Origin of the sequence: Streptomyces panaciradicis, assembly GCF_023516615.1 — a bacterium.
Lineage (GTDB): Bacteria > Actinomycetota > Actinomycetes > Streptomycetales > Streptomycetaceae > Streptomyces > Streptomyces panaciradicis.
Genome location: NZ_JAMGBF010000121.1, coordinates 1 through 21245, shown reverse-complemented (window position 1 = coordinate 21245; position 21245 = coordinate 1). Strand labels below are relative to the sequence as shown.

21 protein-coding genes are annotated in these 21245 nt (G+C 70.8%); 5 read left to right on the top strand and 16 right to left on the bottom strand.

Annotated features, from left to right (window positions below; genetic code table 11):
- The first annotated feature begins 71 nt into the window (after positions 1-71).
- The gene (locus M8J74_RS32685) at positions 72-1508 is read left to right on the top strand and encodes an endo-1,4-beta-xylanase (protein WP_249839901.1); all 1437 of its coding nucleotides are present in this window, start codon (positions 72-74) and stop codon (positions 1506-1508) included.
- A gap of 68 nt (positions 1509-1576) precedes the next feature.
- Here the strand turns inward: M8J74_RS32685 and M8J74_RS32680 are convergent, their stop codons facing one another.
- Complete coding sequence (locus M8J74_RS32680; protein ID WP_249839900.1) at positions 1577-2905, bottom strand: class I SAM-dependent RNA methyltransferase; 1329 nt, start codon at positions 2903-2905, stop codon at positions 1577-1579.
- A 93-nt stretch (positions 2906-2998) separates the two neighbouring features.
- Positions 2999-5062 (bottom strand): APC family permease, encoded by a 2064-nt coding sequence (locus M8J74_RS32675; RefSeq protein ID WP_249839899.1) that lies wholly within the window; start codon positions 5060-5062, stop codon positions 2999-3001.
- Positions 5063-5454: 392 nt separating this feature from the next.
- Here M8J74_RS32675 and M8J74_RS32670 point away from each other — a divergent pair, with 392 nt between their 5' ends.
- Together M8J74_RS32670 and M8J74_RS32665 are read left to right on the top strand one after the other, a co-directional pair.
- Positions 5455-6126, top strand: coding sequence for a potassium channel family protein (locus tag M8J74_RS32670; protein ID WP_058922490.1), 672 nt, complete (start codon positions 5455-5457; stop codon positions 6124-6126).
- The gene (locus M8J74_RS32665; RefSeq protein WP_058922491.1) at positions 6126-6803 is read left to right on the top strand and encodes a potassium channel family protein; all 678 of its coding nucleotides are present in this window, start codon (positions 6126-6128) and stop codon (positions 6801-6803) included. Before M8J74_RS32670 ends, M8J74_RS32665 begins: the two co-directional genes overlap by 1 nt.
- Before the next feature lie 170 nt (positions 6804-6973).
- Here M8J74_RS32665 and M8J74_RS32660 read toward each other — a convergent pair whose 3' ends face one another.
- From M8J74_RS32660 to M8J74_RS32620, 9 genes are all read right to left on the bottom strand, one after another.
- On the bottom strand, positions 6974-7723 hold the full coding sequence (locus tag M8J74_RS32660) for a DUF3159 domain-containing protein (RefSeq protein ID WP_249839898.1): 750 nt from the start codon (positions 7721-7723) through the stop codon (positions 6974-6976).
- A gap of 3 nt (positions 7724-7726) precedes the next feature.
- Positions 7727-8125 (bottom strand): OB-fold nucleic acid binding domain-containing protein, encoded by a 399-nt coding sequence (locus M8J74_RS32655; protein ID WP_058922493.1) that lies wholly within the window; start codon positions 8123-8125, stop codon positions 7727-7729.
- 93 nt (positions 8126-8218) lie between these two features.
- A complete protein-coding gene (locus tag M8J74_RS32650; RefSeq protein WP_058922494.1) occupies positions 8219-8905 on the bottom strand; it encodes a response regulator in 687 nt (228 codons plus the stop codon).
- Positions 8902-11454: an ATP-binding protein gene (locus M8J74_RS32645; RefSeq protein WP_249839897.1), complete on the bottom strand. Its 2553-nt coding sequence runs from the start codon at positions 11452-11454 to the stop codon at positions 8902-8904. Before M8J74_RS32645 ends, M8J74_RS32650 begins: the two co-directional genes overlap by 4 nt.
- A gap of 122 nt (positions 11455-11576) precedes the next feature.
- Entirely contained in the window at positions 11577-12272 is a 696-nt protein-coding gene (locus M8J74_RS32640; protein ID WP_249839896.1) for an ABC transporter ATP-binding protein, read from the bottom strand.
- A gap of 60 nt (positions 12273-12332) precedes the next feature.
- Positions 12333-13511 (bottom strand): alginate lyase family protein, encoded by a 1179-nt coding sequence (locus tag M8J74_RS32635; protein WP_249839895.1) that lies wholly within the window; start codon positions 13509-13511, stop codon positions 12333-12335.
- Between the two features lie 158 nt (positions 13512-13669).
- Complete coding sequence (locus M8J74_RS32630; RefSeq protein WP_058922498.1) at positions 13670-14437, bottom strand: DUF3710 domain-containing protein; 768 nt, start codon at positions 14435-14437, stop codon at positions 13670-13672.
- A gap of 1 nt (position 14438) precedes the next feature.
- The gene (gene dut, locus M8J74_RS32625) at positions 14439-14990 is read right to left on the bottom strand and encodes a dUTP diphosphatase (protein WP_249839894.1); all 552 of its coding nucleotides are present in this window, start codon (positions 14988-14990) and stop codon (positions 14439-14441) included.
- On the bottom strand, positions 14987-15571 hold the full coding sequence (locus M8J74_RS32620) for a PaaI family thioesterase (protein WP_249839893.1): 585 nt from the start codon (positions 15569-15571) through the stop codon (positions 14987-14989). The genes dut and M8J74_RS32620 overlap by 4 nt, the downstream gene beginning before the upstream one ends.
- Before the next feature lie 58 nt (positions 15572-15629).
- Between M8J74_RS32620 and M8J74_RS32615 the strand changes: the two genes are divergently transcribed.
- Positions 15630-16103 (top strand): DUF3093 domain-containing protein, encoded by a 474-nt coding sequence (locus M8J74_RS32615; protein ID WP_058922501.1) that lies wholly within the window; start codon positions 15630-15632, stop codon positions 16101-16103.
- Between the two features lie 16 nt (positions 16104-16119).
- Here the strand turns inward: M8J74_RS32615 and M8J74_RS32610 are convergent, their stop codons facing one another.
- From M8J74_RS32610 to M8J74_RS32595, 4 genes are all read right to left on the bottom strand, one after another.
- On the bottom strand, positions 16120-17079 hold the full coding sequence (locus M8J74_RS32610; protein WP_249839892.1) for a hypothetical protein: 960 nt from the start codon (positions 17077-17079) through the stop codon (positions 16120-16122).
- 13 nt (positions 17080-17092) lie between these two features.
- Positions 17093-17389 (bottom strand): DUF4193 domain-containing protein, encoded by a 297-nt coding sequence (locus tag M8J74_RS32605; RefSeq protein WP_005481602.1) that lies wholly within the window; start codon positions 17387-17389, stop codon positions 17093-17095.
- Positions 17390-17794: 405 nt separating this feature from the next.
- Complete coding sequence (locus M8J74_RS32600) at positions 17795-19027, bottom strand: sensor histidine kinase (RefSeq protein WP_249839891.1); 1233 nt, start codon at positions 19025-19027, stop codon at positions 17795-17797.
- Between the two features lie 6 nt (positions 19028-19033).
- Positions 19034-19687, bottom strand: coding sequence for a response regulator transcription factor (locus tag M8J74_RS32595; protein ID WP_003993508.1), 654 nt, complete (start codon positions 19685-19687; stop codon positions 19034-19036).
- 447 nt (positions 19688-20134) lie between these two features.
- Between M8J74_RS32595 and M8J74_RS32590 the strand changes: the two genes are divergently transcribed.
- Positions 20135-20299: a hypothetical protein gene (locus M8J74_RS32590; RefSeq protein ID WP_174267099.1), complete on the top strand. Its 165-nt coding sequence runs from the start codon at positions 20135-20137 to the stop codon at positions 20297-20299.
- A gap of 96 nt (positions 20300-20395) precedes the next feature.
- Here the strand turns inward: M8J74_RS32590 and M8J74_RS32585 are convergent, their stop codons facing one another.
- Positions 20396-21214 (bottom strand): inositol monophosphatase family protein, encoded by an 819-nt coding sequence (locus M8J74_RS32585; RefSeq protein WP_249839890.1) that lies wholly within the window; start codon positions 21212-21214, stop codon positions 20396-20398.
- Between the last annotated feature and the right edge of the window lie 31 nt (positions 21215-21245).

Sequence of the window (21245 nt, the reverse complement as noted above, 5' to 3'; positions counted from 1 at the left end):
CAGTCCGTCACAGCCCCGCGCGTCCCCCTGCACTTCAGTCCGTCCGTGATCTCTACCCCGGAGGAACAGTCATGGGCTCGTACGCCCTTCCAAGATCCGATGTCCACCGCAGGCCCCGCACCCTGCGCCTGGCACTGGTCGCCGGCGTCCTCGGTGTGGTCACCGCACTGGCCGCGCCGCCGCACGCACACGCCGCCGAGAGCACGCTCGGCGCCGCGGCGGCACAGAGCGGCCGCTACTTCGGCACCGCCATCGCCTCGGGCCGGCTGGGCGACTCGGCGTACACGTCGATCGCGAACCGTGAGTTCAACATGGTGACGCCCGAGAACGAGATGAAGATCGACGCCACCGAGCCGCAGCGGGGCCAGTTCAACTTCACCGCCGGCGACCGCGTCTACAACTGGGCCGTGCAGAACGGCAAGAAGGTGCGCGGCCACACCCTGGCCTGGCACTCCCAGCAGCCCGGCTGGATGCAGAGCCTCAGCGGCAGCTCACTGCGCCAGGCGATGATCGACCACATCAACGGCGTGATGGCCCACTACAAGGGCAAGATCGCCCAGTGGGACGTCGTGAACGAGGCCTTCTCCGACGACGGTTCGGGCGGCCGGCGGGACTCCAACCTGCAGCGCACGGGCAACGACTGGATCGAGGTCGCCTTCCGCACCGCGCGCGCCGCCGATCCCGCGGCCAAGCTCTGCTACAACGACTACAACATCGAGAACTGGACCTGGGCCAAGACCCAGGGCGTGTACAACATGGTCAAGGACTTCAAGCAGCGCGGCGTGCCGATCGACTGCGTCGGGTTCCAGTCGCACTTCAACAGCGGCAGCCCCTACAACAGCAACTTCCGCACGACGCTGCAGAACTTCGCGGCCCTCGGCGTCGACGTGGCGATCACCGAACTCGACATCCAGGGCGCCTCGTCCACGACCTACGCCAACGTGACCAACGACTGCCTGGCCGTCCCGCGCTGCCTGGGCATCACCGTCTGGGGTGTGCGCGACAGCGACTCCTGGCGGTCGGGGGACACACCGCTGCTGTTCAACGGCGACGGCAGCAAGAAGCCCGCCTACACCGCCGTCCTCAACGCGCTCAACGGTGGCTCCGGCACCACGCCTCCCCCCACCGGAGGCGGACAGATCAAGGGCGTCGGCTCGGGACGCTGCCTGGACGTGCCCAACGCCAGTACCACCGACGGCACCCAGGTCCAGCTGTGGGACTGCAACGGCGCCACCAACCAGCAGTGGACGGTCACCGACGCCGGTGAACTCAGGGTCTACGGCAACAAGTGCCTGGACGCCGCCGGCACGGGCAACGGCACCAAGGTGCAGATCTACAGCTGCTGGGGCGGCGACAACCAGAAGTGGCGCCTGAACTCCGACGGTTCCATCGTCGGCGTCCAGTCCGGACTCTGCCTCGACGCCGTCGGAGCCGGCACCGCCAACGGCACGCTGATCCAGCTCTACTCCTGCTCGAACGGCAGCAACCAGCACTGGACCCGCACCTGAGGGAGCGTCACACCGAGGGACCGGGGTCGCCGCCGTGCAGGCGGCGACCCTCGCTGAGGACCGGTGGGTCAGGCGCCCTTCGCGACCGGCTCCAGGATCGCCACGCACTCCACGTGGTGCGTCATCGGGAACAGGTCGAACGCCCGCAGGGTCCGCACCCGGTAGCCCCCGTCGCGGAAGTACGCGAGGTCCCGGGCCAGCGCCGCCGGGTCGCAGGCGACGTAGGCGATCCTGCGGGCGCCCAGGGAGGCCAGGTGCTGCACCGTGCCACGGCCCGCGCCCGCCCGCGGCGGGTCCAGGACGATCAGGTCGACCTCCGTGATGCCCGTGCGGGGCAGCACGGTCTCCACCTTGCCCTGCTCGATGCGGACCCGGTCGAAGCCGGCGAGGTTGTGCCGGGCGTCCTCGACGGCCCGCTTGCCGGACTCGATCCCGAGGACCGCGCCCTTGTCGCCGAGGCGGTCGGCGAGGGCGCCGGCGAACAGCCCCACACCGCAGTAGAGGTCCAGCGCCATGTCGCCCTTGCGCGGCAACAGGCCCTGCATGACCGCCTTGACGAGGGTGTCGGCGGCCATCGGATGGACCTGCCAGAAGCCGCCACTGCCCACCCGGTGGGTCCGGCCGTCGGCCCGCTCACGGACGAAGGCGCGGCCGTGGACGCGGTGGATGCCGCCGTCCTTCTCCTCGACGCGCATCACCGAGACGGGCCTGTCCAGCTCGACGAGGGGCAGCCGGGCACCCGGCCGGGGCTCCAGGATCACCATGCGGTCCTGGGAGCCGGTGGCCGCGATCGCCTCTACGGAGGCCATCCCGGACCAGTCGCGGTCCTCGATGCCCAGCTCGCTCACGCCCGGCGCCGCGATCATGCAGTGCTCGATCGGCTCGACCTCGTGCGAGCGGTGCCGGCGCAGACCGGCGTGCCCGGAGGCGTCCACCGCGTACTGGACCCGCGTGCGCCACTGCGGGACCTCACCCGCGGGCAGCTTGTCGCCCTCGGCCGGCATCACCGTGCCGTCCCAGCCGACCTCCTCGGGCGTCAGACCGGCGAGCCGCTGCAACTGTTCGGCGATGACCTCGCCCTTGAGCCGGCGCTGGGCGCCGGGCTTGGCGTGCTGCCAGTCGCAGCCTCCGCAGCGGCCGGGACCGGCGTAGGGGCAGGGCGCCTCGATGCGGTCCTTGGACGCCTCCAGCACCTCGACGGCGTCCGCGCGCAGGAAGCGCGCGCCCTCCTCGCCCTCGGTCACCCGGGCGACGACCCGCTCGCCGGGCAGCGTGTGCCGGACGAAGAGCACCTGGCCGTCGTCGGTGCGCGCGACGCAGTGCCCGCCGTGGGCGACGGGGCCGATCTCGACCTCGTACTCCTCCCCCACCAGCGACTTCTTCTCTTGTGCCTGCATGGTGGGGTGACTCCAGAAATGAGAGAGAACGACGGCCGGACAACAGCCCACCAGTCTACGTGGGTGTCGCCCGGCCGCTGACCGGCGAGGGGGTCAGCCCTTGCCGCCCGAGGTGCCCGAGTGCTCCTTGTGCCGGCCCTGCTCGGCGGGACCGCGCCGCACCGAACCGGGGGCGTTCCACTCCTGGCGCCTGCGGGCCCGCTTCTTGGCCGCCTCGGAGGACTGCAGCTGGTAGGGCACCGAGGTGACCATGATGCCCGGCGTGAACAGCAGCCGGCCCTTGAGCCGCAGCGCGCTCTGGTTGTGCAGCAGGTGCTCGTACCAGTGGCCGACCACGTACTCGGGGATGATCACCGAGACCGCGTCGCGCGGCGACTCCCGGCGCAGGCCCTTCACGTACTCGATGATCGGGCGCGTGATCTCGCGGTACGGCGAGTCCAGCACCTTCAGCGGGACCTCGATGCCGCGCCGCTCCCACTCCTCCCGGAGCAGCTTCGTCTCCGCCGGGTCGACGTTGACGGTGAGCGCCTCCAGGGTGTCGGAGCGCATCAGCTTGGCGTAGGCGAGGGCGCGCAGCGCGGGGCGGTGGATCTTGGAGATCAGCACGACCGAGTGGACGCGGGAGGGGCGCAGGCTGTCGTCGCTCGGGCCCTCGGGGGCGGCGAGCTCCGCGGCCACTCCGTCGTAGTGCTTACGGATGGCCGTCATCGTCGCGTAGAAGATGCACATGCCCAGCAGCGCCACCCAGGCGCCGTGGGTGAACTTGGTGACGAGGACGACGACCAGGACCAGGCCGGTGAAGAACGCGCCGAAGGTGTTGATGGCCCGCGAGCGGATCATGTGGCTGCGCTTGGCGGGGTCCTTCTCGACCGCGAGGTGGCGGTTCCAGTGCCGGACCATGCCGGTCTGGCTGAGCGTGAAGGACACGAACACGCCGACGATGTACAGCTGGATCAGCCGGGTGGAGTCGGCGCCGTAGATCACGACCAGGAAGGTCGCCGCGCCGGCCAGCAGCACGATGCCGTTGGAGAAGGCGAGGCGGTCGCCGCGGGTGTGCAGCTGACGGGGCAGGTAGCGGTCCTGGGCGAGGATCGAGCCGAGCACCGGGAAACCGTTGTAGGCCGTGTTGGCGGCCAGGAACAGCACCAGCGCGGTGGCCGCCGCGAGGATCACGAAGAAGAAGCTGCCCTTGCCGAAGACGGCCTCGGCGACCTGGGTGATCACCGGGTTCTGGACGTAGGCGGCCCCGACGCCCACGCCGTTCTTGAGCAGGTCGGTGGCCGGGTTCTCGGCCATGCGGACCTTGGTGGTCAGGGCGAGGACGATGATGCCGCAGAACATGGTGACGGCGAGCAGGCCCATCGCGGCGAGCGTGGTCGCCGCGTTCTTCGACTTCGGCTTGCGGAAGGCCGGGACGCCGTTGGAGATCGCCTCGACACCGGTCAGCGCGGCACAGCCGGAGGAGAAGGCGCGCAGCATCAGGAAGACCAGGGCGAAGCCGGCCAGGCCCTGGTGCTCGGCCTTGATCGTGTACTGGGCGGTCGGCGCGCGCATGGTGTCGCCCAGGACCAGCCCGCGGAAGGCGCCCCACAGGATCATCGCGAAGACGCCGCCGACGAAGACGTACGTCGGGATCGCGAAGAGCTTGCCCGACTCCTTCACGCCGCGCAGGTTCATCAGGGTGAGCAGCAGGATCACCGCGACCGCGCACAGCACCTTGTGCTGGACCACGAACGGCACCGCCGAGCCGAGGTTCTCGATGCCGGAGGCGATCGAGACGGCCACGGTGAGGACGTAGTCGACGAGGAGGGCGCTGGCGACGGTGAGGCCCGCCTTGGCGCCGAGGTTGGTGGTCGCCACCTCGTAGTCGCCGCCGCCGCTGGGGTACGCGTGCACGTTCTGCCGGTAGGAGGCGACCACGGTGAACATCAGCACGACGACCGCGAGCGCGATCCAGGGGCTGAAGTGGTACGCCGACACACCCGCGATGGACAGGACCAGCAGGACCTCTCCGGGGGCGTAGGCCACGGAGGACAGCGGGTCGGAGGCGAAGACGGGGAGGGCGATGCGCTTCGGCAGGAGCGTTTCGCCCAGCCGGTCACTGCGCAGTGCGCGCCCGATCAAGATCCGTTTGGGCACGTCGGTCAGTTTGGACACAACTGAGCATCGTAGGCGTTCGAACGGGTGCGCAACCACCCGCCACCCCCGATCTGCCCACCGGGTGAAATCGCGGACGGCTCCGGCTGCGGATTCCGCAGCTCAGCGCGTGCGCGTGCCTATATGACAAACACCGCCCACTTTCCCGGCCGTCGCCGACCTCTGGAGGTTCCATGCACGCCCCCGCAGAACTGATCGGTGCCGCCGCGACCCTCGTGGGCCTCGGATTCCTGACACTTGCGAGCGTCCGCAGCATCGGCCGCCGCTGAGGTCGCGGACATGACAGCAACCGTGCACGGGGCTCCCGGCGTCGTACCGCGCGTGTGTAGCTTGGTCGTCGGTCTGAGACCCTGATGCCGAGCAGTAGTTTTTGGACATTCGGAAGGACGGTCGTGCACATCGTCATCATGGGCTGCGGAAGAGTGGGTTCCGCTTTGGCCCAGACATTGGAGCAACAGGGGCACACGGTCGCCGTGATCGACCAGGACCCCACCGCCTTCCGCCGCCTCGGCCCGGGCTTCGGCGGCCGCCGGGTCACCGGCGTCGGCTTCGACCAGGACACCCTGCGCGAGGCCGGCATCGAGGAGGCCGGCGCCTTCGCCGCCGTCTCCAGCGGAGACAACTCCAACATCATCGCGGCGCGCGTCGCCCGCGAGATGTTCGGCGTGGACAACGTCGCGGCCCGGATCTACGACCCCCGCCGCGCGGAGGTCTACCAGCGCCTGGGCATCCCGACCGTGGCCACCGTCCGCTGGACGGCCGACCAGATGCTGCGCCGGCTGCTCCCCTCGGGGGCCGAGCCGCTGTGGCGCGACCCCACCGGCGGTGTGCAGCTCGCCGAGGTGCACGCCTCCGCCGCCTGGGTCGGCCACAAGGTCAGCAAGCTGCAGGAGGAGACGGGCATCCGCGTGGCGTTCCTGACCCGCCTCGGCGAGGCGATCCTGCCCACCTCGCAGACGGTGCTGCAGGAAGGCGACCTGGTGCACGTGATGATGCGCACCGACGAGGTCGACAAGGTCGAGGCGTCCTTCGCCAAGGGTCCCGAAGAGGAGGGCGGTCACTGATGAGGGTCGCCATTGCCGGTGCCGGCGCGGTGGGCCGCTCGATCGCGGGCGAGCTGCTGGAGAACGGTCACGAGGTCCTCCTCGTCGACAAGGCGCCGACCGCCATCTCGGTCGAGCGCGTCCCCCAGGCGGAGTGGCTGCTGGCCGACGCCTGCGAGATCACGTCCCTGGACGAGGCGGCGCTGCAGCGCTGCAACGTCGTCATCGCGGCGACGGGCGACGACAAGGTCAACCTGGTCGTGTCCCTGCTGGCGAAGACGGAGTACGGCGTCCCGCGGGTCGTGGCCCGGGTGAACAACCCCAAGAACGAGTGGCTTTTCAACGAGTCCTGGGGTGTGGACGTCGCCGTCTCCACCCCCCGCCTGATGTCGGCCCTGGTCGAGGAGGCGGTGAGCGTCGGCGACCTGGTCCGCCTGCTGCGCTTCAGCCACGGCGACGCCAACCTCGTCGAACTGACCCTCCCGGAGGAGTCGGCCCTGGCCGGCACGCAGGTGGGCGACGTCGAGTGGCCGGAGGACACCTCCCTGGTCACCATCATCCGAGGCACCCGCGTCCTCACCCCGTCCCGCGACGACTCCCTGGAACCGGGCGACGAACTCCTGTTCGTCGCCGCCCAGGCCCGCGAGGAACAACTGGAGGACCTGCTGTCGGTCCGCCGGGAGGACGTGACGGACTAGCGACGCCGCGATACGACGGTGAGGGCGCCCCTGGATCCAGGGGCGCCCTCACCGTTTCACTCCGTCCGCGACATTTTCAGCCCGTCCGGCGATTGAGGACGAGGCCCGCAGGGCCGAAAGCGGGGGTCTGGGGGCGGCAGCCCCCAGCGACGCCCGCACACACGCCGAGCTCAGCCCTCCCGACGGTGCCGACCCCCCGCAGCCTCAGCCTTCTCCGCCTTCTCCGCCTCCGCCGCGGCAGCCTCCTCCGCCTCCATCTCCGCGAACACGTCGATCGGCGCGGGCGCCTTCGCCAGGAAGACCCAGGTCAGCCAGACCGCCAGCAGGAACGGCGGGATCTTCAACGCGACGAGCACCCAGCCCAGTTGCGCGGTGTTGGCCCACCAGTACAGCGGGAAGAGGATCGCGCACTTGGCCAGCAGGATCAGGCCCCAGGCCCAACTGGCCTTCGCGTACGCCTTCTTGCGGCCGGGGTTGCGGGTGCGCCAGGAGAGGTTCTCCTTGAAGACCGGGCCGAGGATCAGGCCGATCAGCGGGACGCCGCACAGGGTCGTGACGATGTACGCCAGCGCCAGTCCCAGCGTGTAGAGCATGCCGGGGAGGTAGAAGTCCTTGGCGTTGCCCGTCATCATCGCGAACACGACACCGAACGCGACGCCGAAGACGCCGCTGAACGCGTGCTTGACGGTGTCCCGCATGACCAGCCGGACGACCACGAGCAGCAGGGACACCGCGAGGGCGGCGATGGCCGACCAGTGCAGGTCCTTGGTGATCGTGAAGATGGTGACGAAGAGGAGGCCGGGCAGCACCGTCTCGACCATGCCCCGCACTCCGCCGAACGCCTCGAACAGGGCGGCCTCGGTGACCGCCCGCGCGTCGTCGGCTTGAGTGTCTTCGGTCGGCTTGTCGAGCGACGTCACCGGCTACTCCCGTCCGAGGGGTCTCAGTTCGTATTTCGGATTGAACAGCACCCGGCGGCCCCGGCTCATCGAGATCCGGCCCGATGCGATCAGTCTGCGCCCGGGCTCTATCCCGACGATGGAACGCCGCCCGAGCCACACCACGTCCAGCGCGGCGGAGCCGTCGAAGAGCTCTGCCTCCAGGGCCGGGACGCCCGCGCGCGGCCGTAGGGTGACCGTGCGCAAGGTACCAGTAACCGTGACGATCTGTCGGTCGTGGCAGTCACCGATCCGCGTACATCCCGCCGTCGCGGCATCCTCTCGCAGCTCCTCGGACTCCAGGTCCTCCTGCGAGGAGGAGAGCCGGTCGAGCATGCGCCGGAACCGGCCCACCGGCTTTTCGGAACGAGGAACAGCACTCATATCTGAAGCGTACCGGGGTGCACTGAGACCTTCGTACCCGCGGGGCACCGCGCCGAACCGGCCCGGTCACCGCCGCTCCCGGGCCCGCAGCTGCTACTTCTCGAACCGGTACCCCATGCCCGGTTCGGTGATGAAATGCCGGGGATGTGACGGATCAGACTCCAGCTTCCGGCGGAGCTGCGCCATGTACACCCGCAGGTAGTTGGTCTCCGTCCCGTACGACGGCCCCCACACCTCCTGCAACAGCTGCCGCTGGCCGACCAGCCGTCCCGTGTTGCGCACCAGCACCTCCAGCAGATGCCATTCGGTGGGTGTCAGCCGGACGTCCCTGCCGCCGCGGTTGACCTTCTTCGCGGCCAGGTCGACGGTGAACTCCTCGGTCTCGACGGTCGTCACCTCGTCCTCGCCGGCCCCGACGGGCTCGGCGCGGCGGACGGCGGCGCGCAGCCGGGCGAGGAGCTCGTCCATGCCGAAGGGCTTGGTGACGTAGTCGTCGGCGCCCGCGTCGAGGGCCTCCACCTTCTCGTCGGAGGTGTGCCGGGCGGAGAGCACCAGGATCGGCACCCGGGTCCAGCCGCGCAGGCCGCGGATGACGTCGACGCCGTCCATGTCGGGCAGGCCGAGGTCCAGGACGACCACGTCGGGGTGGCGGGCGGCGGCCAGCTGGAGGGCGGTGGCGCCGTCGTGCGCCGCGTCGACCTCGTACTTGCGCGCTTTGAGGTTGATCACGAGGGCGCGCACGATCTGCGGCTCGTCGTCGATCACGAGCACCCGGGTCATGTGGCCTGCCTTTCCGGCTGTTCCTGCGGCGACAGTACGGCTTCCGTCGCGTGCGGTGCCTCCGCACGCAGGGTGAGGACCATGGTGAGGCCGCCGCCGGGGGTGTCCTCGGCTTCGAGGGTGCCGCCCATGGCCTCGGCGAAGCCGCGGGCGACCGCGAGGCCGAGGCCCACGCCGGCGCCGCGCGGGGCGTCGCCGTAGCGCTGGAAGGGCGCGAAGATGCGGTCCTTGGCCTCGTCGGGGACGCCGGGGCCGCGGTCGACGACCCGGACCTCGACCCGGTCGGCGAGGGCGCTCGCGGCGACCAGCACCGGCTTGCCCGGCGGGCTGTACTTGACGGCGTTCTCCACCAGGTTGGCCATCGACCGCTCCAGCAGCCCGGCGTCGACGGCGACCATGGGGAGGGTCTCGGGGACGTCCAGCCGGACGCTGTCCTCGTCCACCCCGACCAGCGCCATCGGCACCACCTCGTCGAGGTCGACCTCGCGGATCAGCGGGGTGACCGTGCCGGTCTGCAGGCGGGACATGTCGAGGAGGTTGCCGACGAGGTGGTCGAGGCGGTCGGCGCCCTCCTCGATGCCCTCCAGCAGCTCCGCCCGGTCCTCCTCGGACCAGGCCACGTCGTCCGAGCGCAGGGACGACACGGCGGCCTTGATGCCGGCGAGCGGGGTGCGCAGGTCATGGCTGACGGCGGCGAGCAGGGCCGTGCGGATCCGGTTGCCCTCGGCCAGCGCGCGGGCCCGGTCGGCCTCCTCCAGCAGGCGCCTGCGGTCCAGCACGACGGCGGCCTGCGCGGCGAACGCGGCCAGGACCCGGCGGTCCTCGGCGGGCAGCACCCGGCCGGTCAGGGCGAGCGCCATGTGGTCGCCGACCGCCACGTCCACGTCGGCCTCCTCCGGCCGCCCGACCGGCGGTCCGGTCCCGGCCCGGCCCGCGCAGGTCCAGGGGTCGTGGTCGCCGGAGCGTTCCAGCAGGGCCGCCGACTCCATCCCGAAGGTCTCGCGCACCCGCTCCAGCAGCTCCTCCAGGCCGGTCTCGCCACGCAGCACGTTGCCCGCGAGGAAGGACAGGATCTCCGACTCGGCGCGCAGCCGGGCCGCCTGGTGGGTGCGGCGGGCGGCGAGGTCGACGACCGAGGCGACGGAGGCCCCGACGGCCACGAAGATGACGATGGCGACGATGTTCTTCGGGTCGGCGATGGTCCAGCGGTGCAGGGGCGGTGTGTAGAAGTAGTTCAGCAGCAGGGAGCCCACCGCCGCAGAGGCCAGCGCGGGCAGCAGGCCGCCGAGCAGGGCCGCCGCGACCGTCACCGCCAGGAACAGCAGCATGTCGTTGGCGAGGCCGAGGTGGACGGTGTAGAGCAGCACGGCCATGATCGCGGGGCCGGCCACCCCGACCACCCAGCCCCAGATGATCCGGGACCACCCCAGCCGGGCGCCGCGCGCAACGGGCAGCCCGCGCCCCTTGCCGGCCTCGTCGTGCGTGATGAGGTGGACGTCGAGGTCGGTGCCGGAGTCCCGGGCCACGGTGGCGCCGACTCCGGGCCCGAGCACGTACTGCCAGCTCTTGCGGCGCGAGACGCCGAGCACGATCTGGGTGGCGTTGACCCCGCGGGCGAAGGCGAGCAGGGCGGCCGGGATGTCGTCGCCCACGACGTGGTGGAAGGTGCCGCCCAGGTCCTCGACGAGGGTGCGCTGCACGGCCAGTTCGTCGGGCGAGGCGGAGGTCAGGCCGTCGCTGCTGGCTATGTAGACCGCCAGCACCTCGCCGCCCGCGCCCTTCTCCGCCAGCCGTGCGGCCCTGCGGATCAGCGTGCGTCCCTCCGGACCGCCGGTCAGCCCGACCACGATCCGCTCCCGCGAACCCCAGATCTTCGACACCCGGTGCTCGCTGCGGTAGCGCTGGAGGTACTCGTCGACCCGGTCGGCCACCCACAGCAGCGCCAGTTCGCGCAGGGCGGTGAGGTTGCCGGGGCGGAAGTAGTTGGACAGGGCCGCGTCGACCTTGTCCGAGGTGTAGATGTTGCCGTGCGCCATACGGCGGCGCAGGGCCTCCGGCGACATGTCGACCAGCTCGATCTGGTCGGCCCTGCGCACCACCTCGTCGGGCACGGTCTCCCGCTGCCGTACCCCGGTGATGGACTCGACGACGTCGCCGAGTGACTCCAGGTGCTGGATGTTGACGGTCGAGACGACGTCGATGCCGGCGGCGAGGAGTTCCTCGACGTCCTGCCAGCGCTTGGCGTTGCGGGAGCCGGGGACGTTGGTGTGGGCGAGTTCGTCGACGAGGGCCACGGCGGGTGCGCGGCGCAGTACGGCGTCGACGTCCATCTCGGTGAAGACGGCCCCGCGGTGCTCCAGGGCGCGGCGCTCGACCTGCTCCAGGCCGTGCAGCATCACCTCGGTGCGCGGCCGGCCGTGGTGCTCGACGAAGGCCACCACGCAGTCGGTGCCGCGTTCCACTCGCCGGTGCGCCTCGGAGAGCATGGCGTAGGTCTTGCCGACGCCCGGTGCCGCACCGAGGTAGATCCGAAGCTTGCCGCGTCCCATGGCCTCATTGTCTTCCGGTGACTGCCGCCTGCGCAGCGTCGACCTTACGGCCAACAATCACGGCATATCGTCCCCTGACCGGCCAGGAGACCGTCTTTGACGCAACTCTGACGCGCGGTGCCTCAGTGCTCGACGATCTCGCCGTCGCTCAGCTCCAGCACCCGGTCGGCGAGGTCGAGCAGGGTCGCGTCGTGCGTGGCGACCAGCGCGGTGACGTTCTCGCTGTGGACGACGGCGCGCAGCAGCTGCATGACGGCGTGCCCGGTCTCGGCGTCCAGCTGGCCGGTGGGTTCGTCGGCGATGAGCAGCGCGGGGCTGTTGGCGAGGGCGCGGGCGATGGCGACCCGCTGCTGCTGGCCGCCGGAGAGCTCGCCGGGCCGCTGTCCGGCGTGGTCGGCGAGGCCCACCAGGGAGAGGAGCAGTTCGACGCGCTCCTCGCGCTCGCGGACCTCGGCGCGGCGCAGCCGCAGGGGGACGCCGACGTTCTCGGCGGCGGTGAGGATGGGGATGAGGCCGAAGGACTGGAAGACGAAGCCGATGCGGTCCCGGCGCAGGGCCAGCAGGCCGTCCTCGCCCAGTTCGGCCAGGTCCAGTCCGTCGACGACGATCCTGCCCTCGTCGGGGGCGTCGAGGCCGCCGACGATGTTGAGGAGCGTGGTCTTGCCCGAGCCCGAGCGGCCCTTGAGGGCGACGAGCTCGCCGCGCGGGATGTCCAGGCAGACGCCGCGCAGCGCGTGCACGGCGGCGGCGCCGCGCCCGTAGGTCTTGTGGACGTTCTCGACGCGCACCATGGTCTCGGTGACCACCTGGCTGCCCATGTCTTCTCCCCCGTCGGCCGGGCGCCAGTATCGCCGCCGGCGCCCGGCCGATCAACGGGTTCAGGCGGGGTTGTCGCCGTGGGTGAGGGTCTCCCAGGCGACGAAGAGGTTGTTGCTGCCGGCCGGGCGCTGCTGCTGGGTCAGCGTCTGGGTGTTGGTCATGGCGATGCCCAGCCGGTTGTGGAGGGCGTTGTAGCCGACCTCGGTGACGGGGCCGAGGCCGAGGTTCAGCGATCCGCCGCACAGCCAGCCGGGGACGGCCGCGCCGAGCTGGTACTTGGACTGGAAGCCGAGCGCCTGCCGCAGCCGTTCGCCGACGTCGGTGCCGTAGAGGTCCTGGCCCTGGATGCGGCTGGTCTCGGCGATGTGCGAGATCGCGGAGATGCCGTACCCGGTGTGGGTGAAGTCGCGGCAGGTCTCCTGAGTGAGGCCGGTGACGAAGGTGGACTGGCCCTGCCAGTAGTTGACGATCTTCGCCTTGGTGTCGAGGTTCTGGCCGGGGACCGTCTTGGGCAGGTCGCCGTCGGAGGAGAGGTAGACGTAGGCGGCGGTGCGGGTGCGGAACTTCGCCATGGCCTTGTCGTACGACGCCTTGTCCTCCAGGAAGACGGAGATGCCGACGGCGGCCTCCATCATCGACAGCTCCCAGTTGCCGTTGGAGTTGGAGCCGTTGATCACCTCGGGGAGGTAGACGTCGCGGAGCATGGTCGCGAAGCGGCCGGAGTTCGCCCAGCCACCGGTGTAGGTGTACTTGATGATCTCGGCGGCCTTCGGCCAGGAGGAGCCGGCCCAGCCGGTCTGCAGGGGCGCGTTGCTGTTGGTGTGCTCCTTGATCACGGCGGACCAGGCGTCCATGAGCTGGATCGACTTCTTGGCGTACCGGTCGTCGCGGGTGATGTACCAGGCGAGGGCGTCGGTGTAGGCCGCGATCGCGTCCTGGCGTTCGTCCGTGCACCCGTAGTCGGGGTTGGAGTAGGAGCCGCACTCGACCGTGGCCCGCGGTTTCGGCGTGCGGTTCAGGTCGGCGTACTTGCTCGCCATCATCTGGTCGAAGGCGCCCTTCCAGGGCTGGGCGCCGGAGTTCACCTTGCCGCGGGCGAAGTCCAGCTGGGCGGCGGAGACGGTGACGCCGGGGTGGACGAAGGCGGTGGGGGCGGCCTCGGCATGGCGGGCGGCGGGCCAGGCAATCATGCCCACAACAAGGGCGGAGACGGATGCGAGGAGAGCGGTTCTGCGCATGGGTGGGGGGCTCCCGTTCTCGTATGTGAACGCCAAGCGCCTTTATGAACAAGCGCGTTGGATCGAGACGGTAGGTACAGACCAAGGGAGCGTCAAGAGGTCACGCATATGAAAGAGCCGCACCCCTCGGGGTGCGGCTCCCTGGAAACTCTCGTCGGCTAGCGGACCTCGGTGATCTCCGGACCGCGCTGCAGCTGGCCCATGCCGCCGGAGAAGCGCGAGGACTCCTCCTGCTGGACGCCCTCGGGGACCATCTGCGCGTCGTTCGGCAGCTTCAGGACGATCGGGTCGCGCGGGGCCATCGGGCCCTCGCCGCGGACGACGACCGTGTCCCGGAAGATCTGCTCGAGCAGCCCGGCCGCCTGCGGCTGCACCGCGCCCTGGCCCGAGATCACGCCCCGCAGGAACCAGCGGGGACCGTCCACGCCGACGAACCGGACGACCTGGAAGCCGCCCGTGCCGTCCGGCAGCTGCACCGGCACCTGGGCGCGCAGTTCCCAGCCGAGGGGGCCCTCGACCTCGTCGACGATGCCACCCTGCTGGGTGATGCCGGTGCCGATCTCCTCGCGCACCTCGCCCCAGATGCCCTCGCGCTTGGGGGCGGCGAAGGCCTGCAGCTGGATGGCGCTGTCGCGCAGCACCACGGTCGCGGCGACGATCGCGTCCCCCGCCACCTCCACGCGCAGCTCCATGCCGTCGACACCGGGCACGAAGAGTCCGCCCAGGTCCACGCGGCCCTCGGCGGGGTCGCGCACCTCGGTGCTGTCCCAGGGTCCGTCGGGCCGCGGCTCGGGCTCCAGCCGCACGCGCTCGCGCTCGGCCTCCTCCGCCACGTCGTCCGCCTCAGTGTCGACACTGTCGACGACCTGCTCGGCCTCGCCGGCCGCGTCGTCGGCGGCACCCTTCTTCTTGCGACGTCCGAACACGTCACTGTCCTTCCCGGTCGGATACGACCGAAGCGTATCGATTCCCACCCGTAGTGCCGCCCACGGCGGCCTGACCGCTTGTGCTGTTCTCACCGGCCACCGCCGCATGCCCTCCGGTGGACCCGAAGCCCCCTTCGGCCCGCGCCGAGCCGGGAAGCTCCGCCACCTCCTGGAAGCGGACCTTCTCGACCTGCTGGACGACCAGTTGGGCGATCCGGTCGAAGCGCTCGAACCGTACGCTCTCGCGCGGGTCGAGGTTCACCACGATCACCTTGATCTCCCCACGGTACCCGGCATCAACCGTCCCCGGGGCATTCACGAGAGCGACACCGCAGCGGGCGGCGAGACCGGATCGGGGGTGCACGAAGGCCGCGTACCCCTCCGGGAGGGCGATCGACACCCCGGTGGGCAGCACGGTCCGCTCGCCGGGCGCCAGTTCGCACGCCTCGGTGGTGCGCAGGTCGGCTCCCGCGTCGCCGGGGTGCGCGTACGACGGAAGCGGTACGTCCGCGTCGACGCGCCGGATCAGCACGTTCACGGGGTCACGGCTCACGGGTTCACCTCGAAGGCGCGGGCACGCCTTTGCTGATCGGGGTCGCTCATGGCGGCCTGGATCTCCTCGGGACGGCCGTTGTCGATGAAGTGATCGACCTTGACCTCGATGAAGAGGGCGTCGGCGCGCACCGCTACCGGGCCCTCGGGGCCGTCAAGACGCCCGACGGCGGTCGAGTAGATCTTGCGGCCCGCCACCGCCGTGACCTCGGCCGTCAGATGCAGGGTGGTGCCGACCGGCACCGGCCGCACGAAGTCCGTCTCCAGCCGGCCCGTCACGGCGATGGTCCGCAGCAGCCAGTTCAGGGAGCCGAGCGTCTCGTCCAGCGCGGTCGCGAGCACCCCGCCGTGCGCGAGGCCGGGGGCGCCCTGGTGAGCGGGCTGCACGGTGAACTCGGCGGTGATCGTGACGCCTTCGCCGGCCCGAGCCTCCAGGTGGAGGCCGTGGGGCTGCTCGCCGCCGCACCCGAAACACTGTCCGTAGTGCGCGCCGAGGAGCTCGCCGGGGGCGGGAGCATCGGGGTGCCGTACGGGTCGGGCCGCGTCGGCGGGAGGCTGGAGAGCTGCGGAAGTACCACTCACAGCCGCAGACCTTACCCGCGCGTCGGCCATATCCGGACACCGTGCCAAGCTTGGCTCCATGCAGCTCTCCACCGCCCCTTACGAAGAACGCCTCACCGCCCCCCGCTCCTGGTGGGTCGTCTCGTTCCTGATCGGGGTCTCCTTCGCCCTGATCCTGCTGCCCTTCGGCACGCTGCCCCTGCTCGGCGGCCTGGTCGGCGGTACGGCGGCCGCGGCGGTCGTGGCGAGTTCCTACGGGTCGGTCCGCATCCGCGTGGTGGGCGGCTCGCTCATCGCGGGCGAGGCGAAGGTGCCGGTCACGGCGCTGGGCGAGGCGGAGGTCCTGGAGCCGGAGGAGGCGCGGGCCTGGCGCACCTACAAGGCGGACACGCGCGCGTTCCTGCTGCTGCGCGCGTACATCCCGCGGGCGCTGAAGGTGGAGGTCACCGACCCCGAGGACCCGACGCCCTACCTGTACCTGTCGACGCGGGAGCCCGAGCGGCTCGCCGAGGCCATCAAGGCGGCCCGGGAAGCTGCCGCACAGGGCCTGTGAGGCAGGCGGCGGGGCGCTAGCCCACAGCGCCGTCCTCCAGCTCCAGCGGGTGCCTCGGCGCCTCCAGGGGCGGCTGCTCGGGCAGCGCGTCCCAGGGCACCTGGATGGTGCGCAGGTCCTTGCGGATGCGCTCGGCGAGCCTTCTGGTGTCCCTGCGGTTCATGACCGCGCCCACGGCGGCGCCGACCATGAAGGGCATCAGGTTGGGCAGGTCACGCACCACGCGCTTCATGATCTGCTGGCGCATCTGCTGCTTCATGCGGGTGTTGACCGCGCCGCCGAAGCTCGACGGCCTCGCCACGTCGACCCCGCGCTCCCCCGACCAGGAGTTCAGGTAGGCGGTGGTGCGCTCCTTGAGGTTGCCGGGCGGGCGTACGCCGTAGACCTCGTGGAGTTCGGCGATCAGCTTCAGCTCGATCGCGGCCACGCCGGTGATCTCGGCGGCCAGTTCGGTCGGCATGGCGGGCGGCACCGGCAGCATGGCGGCGGCTCCGACGCCCGCTCCCACCGTCGCGGTGGCGCTCGCCGCGCCCGCGACGAGCTTGTCGGCGAGCTGCTCGGGTCCCAGACCCGGGAACTGTCTGCGGAGCGTCGCGAGGTCGCGTACGGGGATCCGCGGGGCGTTGTCGATGATCCGGTCGGCGAGGTAGGCCAGGCCCGCGCGGGCCCGGCTGCCGGTTTTGCGGACGCCTTCGCGCGCCATGTCACGGAAGGCCGCGGCCTTCCCCCGGCCACGGCTGCGCTGGACCGGGGGCACTCCCGTCCGTGCGACGGGCGCGGGCTCGTTCTGGTACGGCTCCGGGAGGTCAGCCCGGTCGGCCGAGGCGAGCGAGGCAGATCCGGCGATCCCGGTGTCCCCGGGTGTCGTACCGGATGAGCCCCGCTCGTCGTCACGCGCGTGGGGACCCTCCATCGGTCCCTTGTCCGCTCCCGACAGGAGGAAGCGGCGCTTCCGAGGTGGGGTCGAGCCAGTCACGGCCGACCCGGCCTCAGTCGCAGTCGCGGCAGATCGGCTGACCGTTCTTCTCCCGGGCCAGCTGGCTGCGATGGTGCACCAGGAAGCAGCTCATGCATGTGAACTCGTCCTGCTGCTTGGGCAGTACCCGGACGGCCAGCTCCTCATTGGAGAGGTCGGCTCCGGGCAGTTCGAGGCCCTCTGCGGCCTCGAACTCGTCGACGTCGACCGCCGAGGTCGACTTGTCGTTCCTCCTGGCCTTCAGCTCTTCAAGGCTGTCGGAGTCCACGTCGTCGTCGGTCTTGCGTGGGGTGTCGTAATCCGTTGCCATTTCGCTCTCCCCCTCTGGGTGTCTGCGGGTGTCTCCAGCGCACGTAACGCGTGAGAGGCCGGACTTGTGCCCGCCTCGAGGCGGAGATTTTGCCTCACATCAAGGTCTGTTACTCAATCGACACCCAATCGGACCCCTCAAGAGTGATCGGCTTGGATGGCGAACCGGACCGTACACGGTCCTTGTGCCGCACTTCAAAGGCGTCTCCACCTGTACTTCCCGTGTTCAAGACACCCGAAAACCCGGATTTTCCCGGCTTTCCGGCGGCCTCCATGATCACGGAGAGTAGATGGCCGGAAAATCGCCCTTGTGATCGATCACACACGGGACCCCCTCTTCCCCGGTCTTTTCCAGGTCGGAAAATTCCGCGCAAAGCGAACAGGCCCGTATGTCGGCGACATGGTCTCAGATGGGGAGCGCGACCCGCATCACCAGTCCACCCCCCTCGCGAGGCTGTGCCGAGATGTGCCCGCCGTGCGCGCGGGCCACGGACCGGGCGATGGAGAGGCCGAGGCCCACGCCCTTGTCGCTGCCCGTGCGCTCGGTGCGCAGCCGTCGGAAGGGTTCGAAAAGATTGTCGATCTCGTACGCGGGTACCACCGGCCCGGTGTTCGACACCACCAGAACCGCCTGGCCGTGCTGAACCTCGGTGGTGACCTCCACCCAGCCGTCCTCGGGGACGTTGTACCGCACGGCGTTCTGCACCAGGTTCAGCGCGATCCGCTCCAGCAGCACGCCGTTGCCCTGGACCACGGCCGGCTTCTGCTCCCCGCGGATCACGACGCCCTTGGCCTCCGCCTCCGCGTGCACCTGGTCGACCGCCTGCGCGGCCACCTCGGCGAGGTCGACGGGCTTGCGCTCGACGATCTGGTTGTCGCTGCGGGCGAGCAGCAGCAGGCCCTCCACGAGCTGCTCGCTGCGCTCGTTGGTGGCCAGCAGCGTCTTGCCCAGCTGCTGCAGCTCCACCGGCGCGTGCGGGTCGGAGAGGTGGACCTCCAGCAGCGTGCGGTTGATCGCCAGAGGGGTGCGCAGCTCGTGCGAGGCGTTGCCGACGAACCGCTGCTGGGCGGTGAAGGCCCGCTGCAGCCGCTCCAGCATGTCGTCGAAGGTGTCGGCCAGCTCCTTGAGCTCGTCGTCCGGGCCGTCCAGCTCGATGCGCCGCGACAGGTCCGAACCGGCCACCGCGCGCGCGGTCCGGGTGATCCGGCCGAGCGGCGACAGCACACGGCCGGCCATGGCGTACCCGAAGGCGAACGCGATCACGGCGAGGCCGAGGAGCGCGAGGAGGGAACGGCTGAGGAGGTCGTCGAGGGCGTGCTGGCGCTGCTGGTTGACGCACGCGTTCATCGCATTGTTGAGCTCGGTCGCCGACGGCTGGGACGGGAGGTTGCAGGTGCTGCTGCCCACCGAGCCGGAGAGGACCTTGAAGGGCAGCTCGCTGCCCACGTTCAGCGCGTGTGCGGCCAGCAGGTAGATGATCGACAGCAGCATGATGCCGGCGATCAGGAACATGCCGCCGTAGAGCAACGTGAGCCGTATGCGGATGGTCGGGCGCAGCCACGGGAAGGGGAGGTGCGGCGTCCTCGGGTCCCAGGTGGGCTTCGGGGGCGCCTGGGGCGGCGCGGGTGTTGCGGCCATGGGGGATCAGATCCGGTAGCCCGAGCCGGGCACGGTGACGATGACGGGCGGCTCGCCCAGCTTCCGGCGCAGGGTCATCACGGTGACGCGCACGACGTTCGTGAACGGGTCCGTGTTCTCGTCCCAGGCCTTCTCCAGCAGCTGCTCGGCGGAGACGACGGCGCCCTCGCTGCGCATCAGCACTTCCAGGACGGCGAACTCCTTGGGCGCGAGCTGGACCTCCTTGCCGTCCCGGAAGACCTCGCGGCGGTTGGGGTCGAGCTTGATGCCGGCGCGCTCCAGGACCGGCGGCAGGGGGACGCTGGTGCGCCGGCCGAGGGCACGCACGCGTGCGATCAGCTCGCTGAAGGCGAAGGGCTTGGGGAGGTAGTCGTCGGCGCCGATCTCCAGGCCCTCGACCCGGTCGCTGACGTCACCGGAGGCCGTGAGCATCAGCACGCGCGTGGGCATGCCGAGTTCGACGATCTTGCGGCAGACGTCGTCGCCGTGCACCAGGGGGAGGTCGCGGTCGAGGACGACCACGTCGTAGTCGTTGACGCCGATGCGCTCCAGGGCGGCCGCGCCGTCGTACACGACGTCGACGGCCATGGCCTCCCGGCGCAGTCCGGTGGCCACCGCATCGGCGAGCAGCTGCTCGTCCTCGACGACGAGTACGCGCACGTCGTTTTCCTTCCTGTGTCCACCCGCGCGGGCCGAACCGGCGCACGACGGGCAGGGGTCTTCCGGGGTGTGTGCCTCCATCCTGCCTTTTTCGTCCGTAAGTCGGCTGTAAGGCGGGGGCCGGGTGTGCGGGGCGGTGGTGGAACGCGGGTTGTCCCCGGATGAATGACAGGTGTGGGACGCGGGAATGCGGGAGATTTTCGTCCGGTTGAGGTTTCCGTGGAAGGGACCGGGGGGAGGACGGTTCATACCCCGCGATCACGCTCTGCTTGTGCCGCAACACCATGCGGCACGGCGCAATCCGCTTTCCGCAGAGTGGGCGTGGGTGTTCGGCACCGTCGCCGCCCGGCGGGACTGTGCCGGGCACCTGATGGAGACGTGATCGCCCCTTCCGAACGGCACACCCCCGTGCCACCGACCCACCGACCCAGGACGAGGGGGCGCAGCATGGACGCATTCACCACGGGACTTCTGCAGCGCATAAAGGCGACCGAGTCCGACCTGACGCGGGCTCGTGACGAGGGCGACGACTTCCTCGTCGAGGTCGAGCAGGGCGAACTCGACGACCTGCGCCGTCTCGCCGCCGAGCACGGCGTGGAAGTCGGCGCGTAGCGTCCGACCGGCCCGTGAGCGAGCGAAGGGACCCCGGCGAATCCAGCGCCGGGGTCCCTTCGCGTGCGCAGGCACTCGCGGGCGGTCAGTCGTGCGTCAGTCGTGCCAGGCGCCGAAGTCCTCCAGGAGCCGCTGGAGGGGCTCGAAGACGCCGGGGGTGCCGGCGAGCGTCAGGGCGGTCGAGGGGCGCTCTCCGGGGCGTCCACCGGTCAGGGCGCCCGCTTCCCTGGCGATGAGGTCCCCCGCCCCGTAGTCCCAGGCGTGCAGGCCGCGCTCGTAGTAGCCGTCCAGCCGGCCCGCCGCCAGGTCGCACAGGTCGACGGCGGCCGAGCCGCCGCGGCGGATGTCGCGGAGCAGGGGGATGAGCCGGGCGGCCACCTCGGCCTGGTGGGTGCGGACCTCGGAGACGTAGTTGAAGCCGGTGGAGACCAGGGCCTGGTCCAGCGGCGGGGCGGGGCGGCAGGTCAGGGCGCGTTCGCCCGCCCACGCGCCCGTGGCCCACGCGCCGCCGCCGCGCACCGCGTGGAAGGTCTCGCCGCGCATGGGGACCGCCACGACCCCGACGACCGTCTCGCCGTCCCGTTCGGCCGCGATGGACACCGACCAGGTGGGCAGTCCGTAGAGGTAGTTGACCGTGCCGTCCAGGGGGTCGATCACCCAGCGGACGCCACTGGTGCCGGGGGTGTCGGCGCCCTCCTCGCCGAAGAAGCCGTCGTCGGGGCGGCGGACGGAGATCAGGTCGGTGATCAGCTTCTCCGCCGCGATGTCCATCTCGGTGACGACGTCGATCGGGCTCGACTTGGTCCGCGCGACCGCCAGGTCGGCCGGACGGCCGTCCCGCAGGAGGTCGCCCGCCCGGCGGGCCGCCTCCCGGGCCAGGTCGAGGAGTTCCTGGTGCAGGGCGTCGTCGCTCACGGGGCTCCTCACGCGTAGGGGCTGTCGGCGC

Bases quoted from the DNA above. Each gene is read 5' to 3' on its own strand.
- M8J74_RS32650 (WP_058922494.1), bottom strand. From the start codon at position 8,905: ATGACCCGGGTGCTCGTGATCGACGACGAGCCGCAGATCGTGCGCGCC.
- M8J74_RS32600 (WP_249839891.1), bottom strand. From the start codon at position 19,027: ATGGCCGCAACACCCGCGCCGCCCCAGGCGCCCCCGAAGCCCACCTGG.
- M8J74_RS32605 (WP_005481602.1), bottom strand. From the start codon at position 17,389: ATGGCAACGGATTACGACACCCCACGCAAGACCGACGACGACGTGGAC.
- M8J74_RS32685 (WP_249839901.1), top strand. From the start codon at position 72: ATGGGCTCGTACGCCCTTCCAAGATCCGATGTCCACCGCAGGCCCCGC.
- M8J74_RS32640 (WP_249839896.1), bottom strand. From the start codon at position 12,272: ATGGGCAGCCAGGTGGTCACCGAGACCATGGTGCGCGTCGAGAACGTC.
- M8J74_RS32655 (WP_058922493.1), bottom strand. From the start codon at position 8,125: ATGAGTGCTGTTCCTCGTTCCGAAAAGCCGGTGGGCCGGTTCCGGCGC.
- M8J74_RS32590 (WP_174267099.1), top strand. From the start codon at position 20,135: ATGGACGCATTCACCACGGGACTTCTGCAGCGCATAAAGGCGACCGAG.
- M8J74_RS32665 (WP_058922491.1), top strand. From the start codon at position 6,126: ATGAGGGTCGCCATTGCCGGTGCCGGCGCGGTGGGCCGCTCGATCGCG.
- M8J74_RS32645 (WP_249839897.1), bottom strand. From the start codon at position 11,454: ATGGGACGCGGCAAGCTTCGGATCTACCTCGGTGCGGCACCGGGCGTC.
- M8J74_RS32680 (WP_249839900.1), bottom strand. From the start codon at position 2,905: ATGCAGGCACAAGAGAAGAAGTCGCTGGTGGGGGAGGAGTACGAGGTC.
- M8J74_RS32615 (WP_058922501.1), top strand. From the start codon at position 15,630: ATGCAGCTCTCCACCGCCCCTTACGAAGAACGCCTCACCGCCCCCCGC.
- M8J74_RS32635 (WP_249839895.1), bottom strand. From the start codon at position 13,511: ATGCGCAGAACCGCTCTCCTCGCATCCGTCTCCGCCCTTGTTGTGGGC.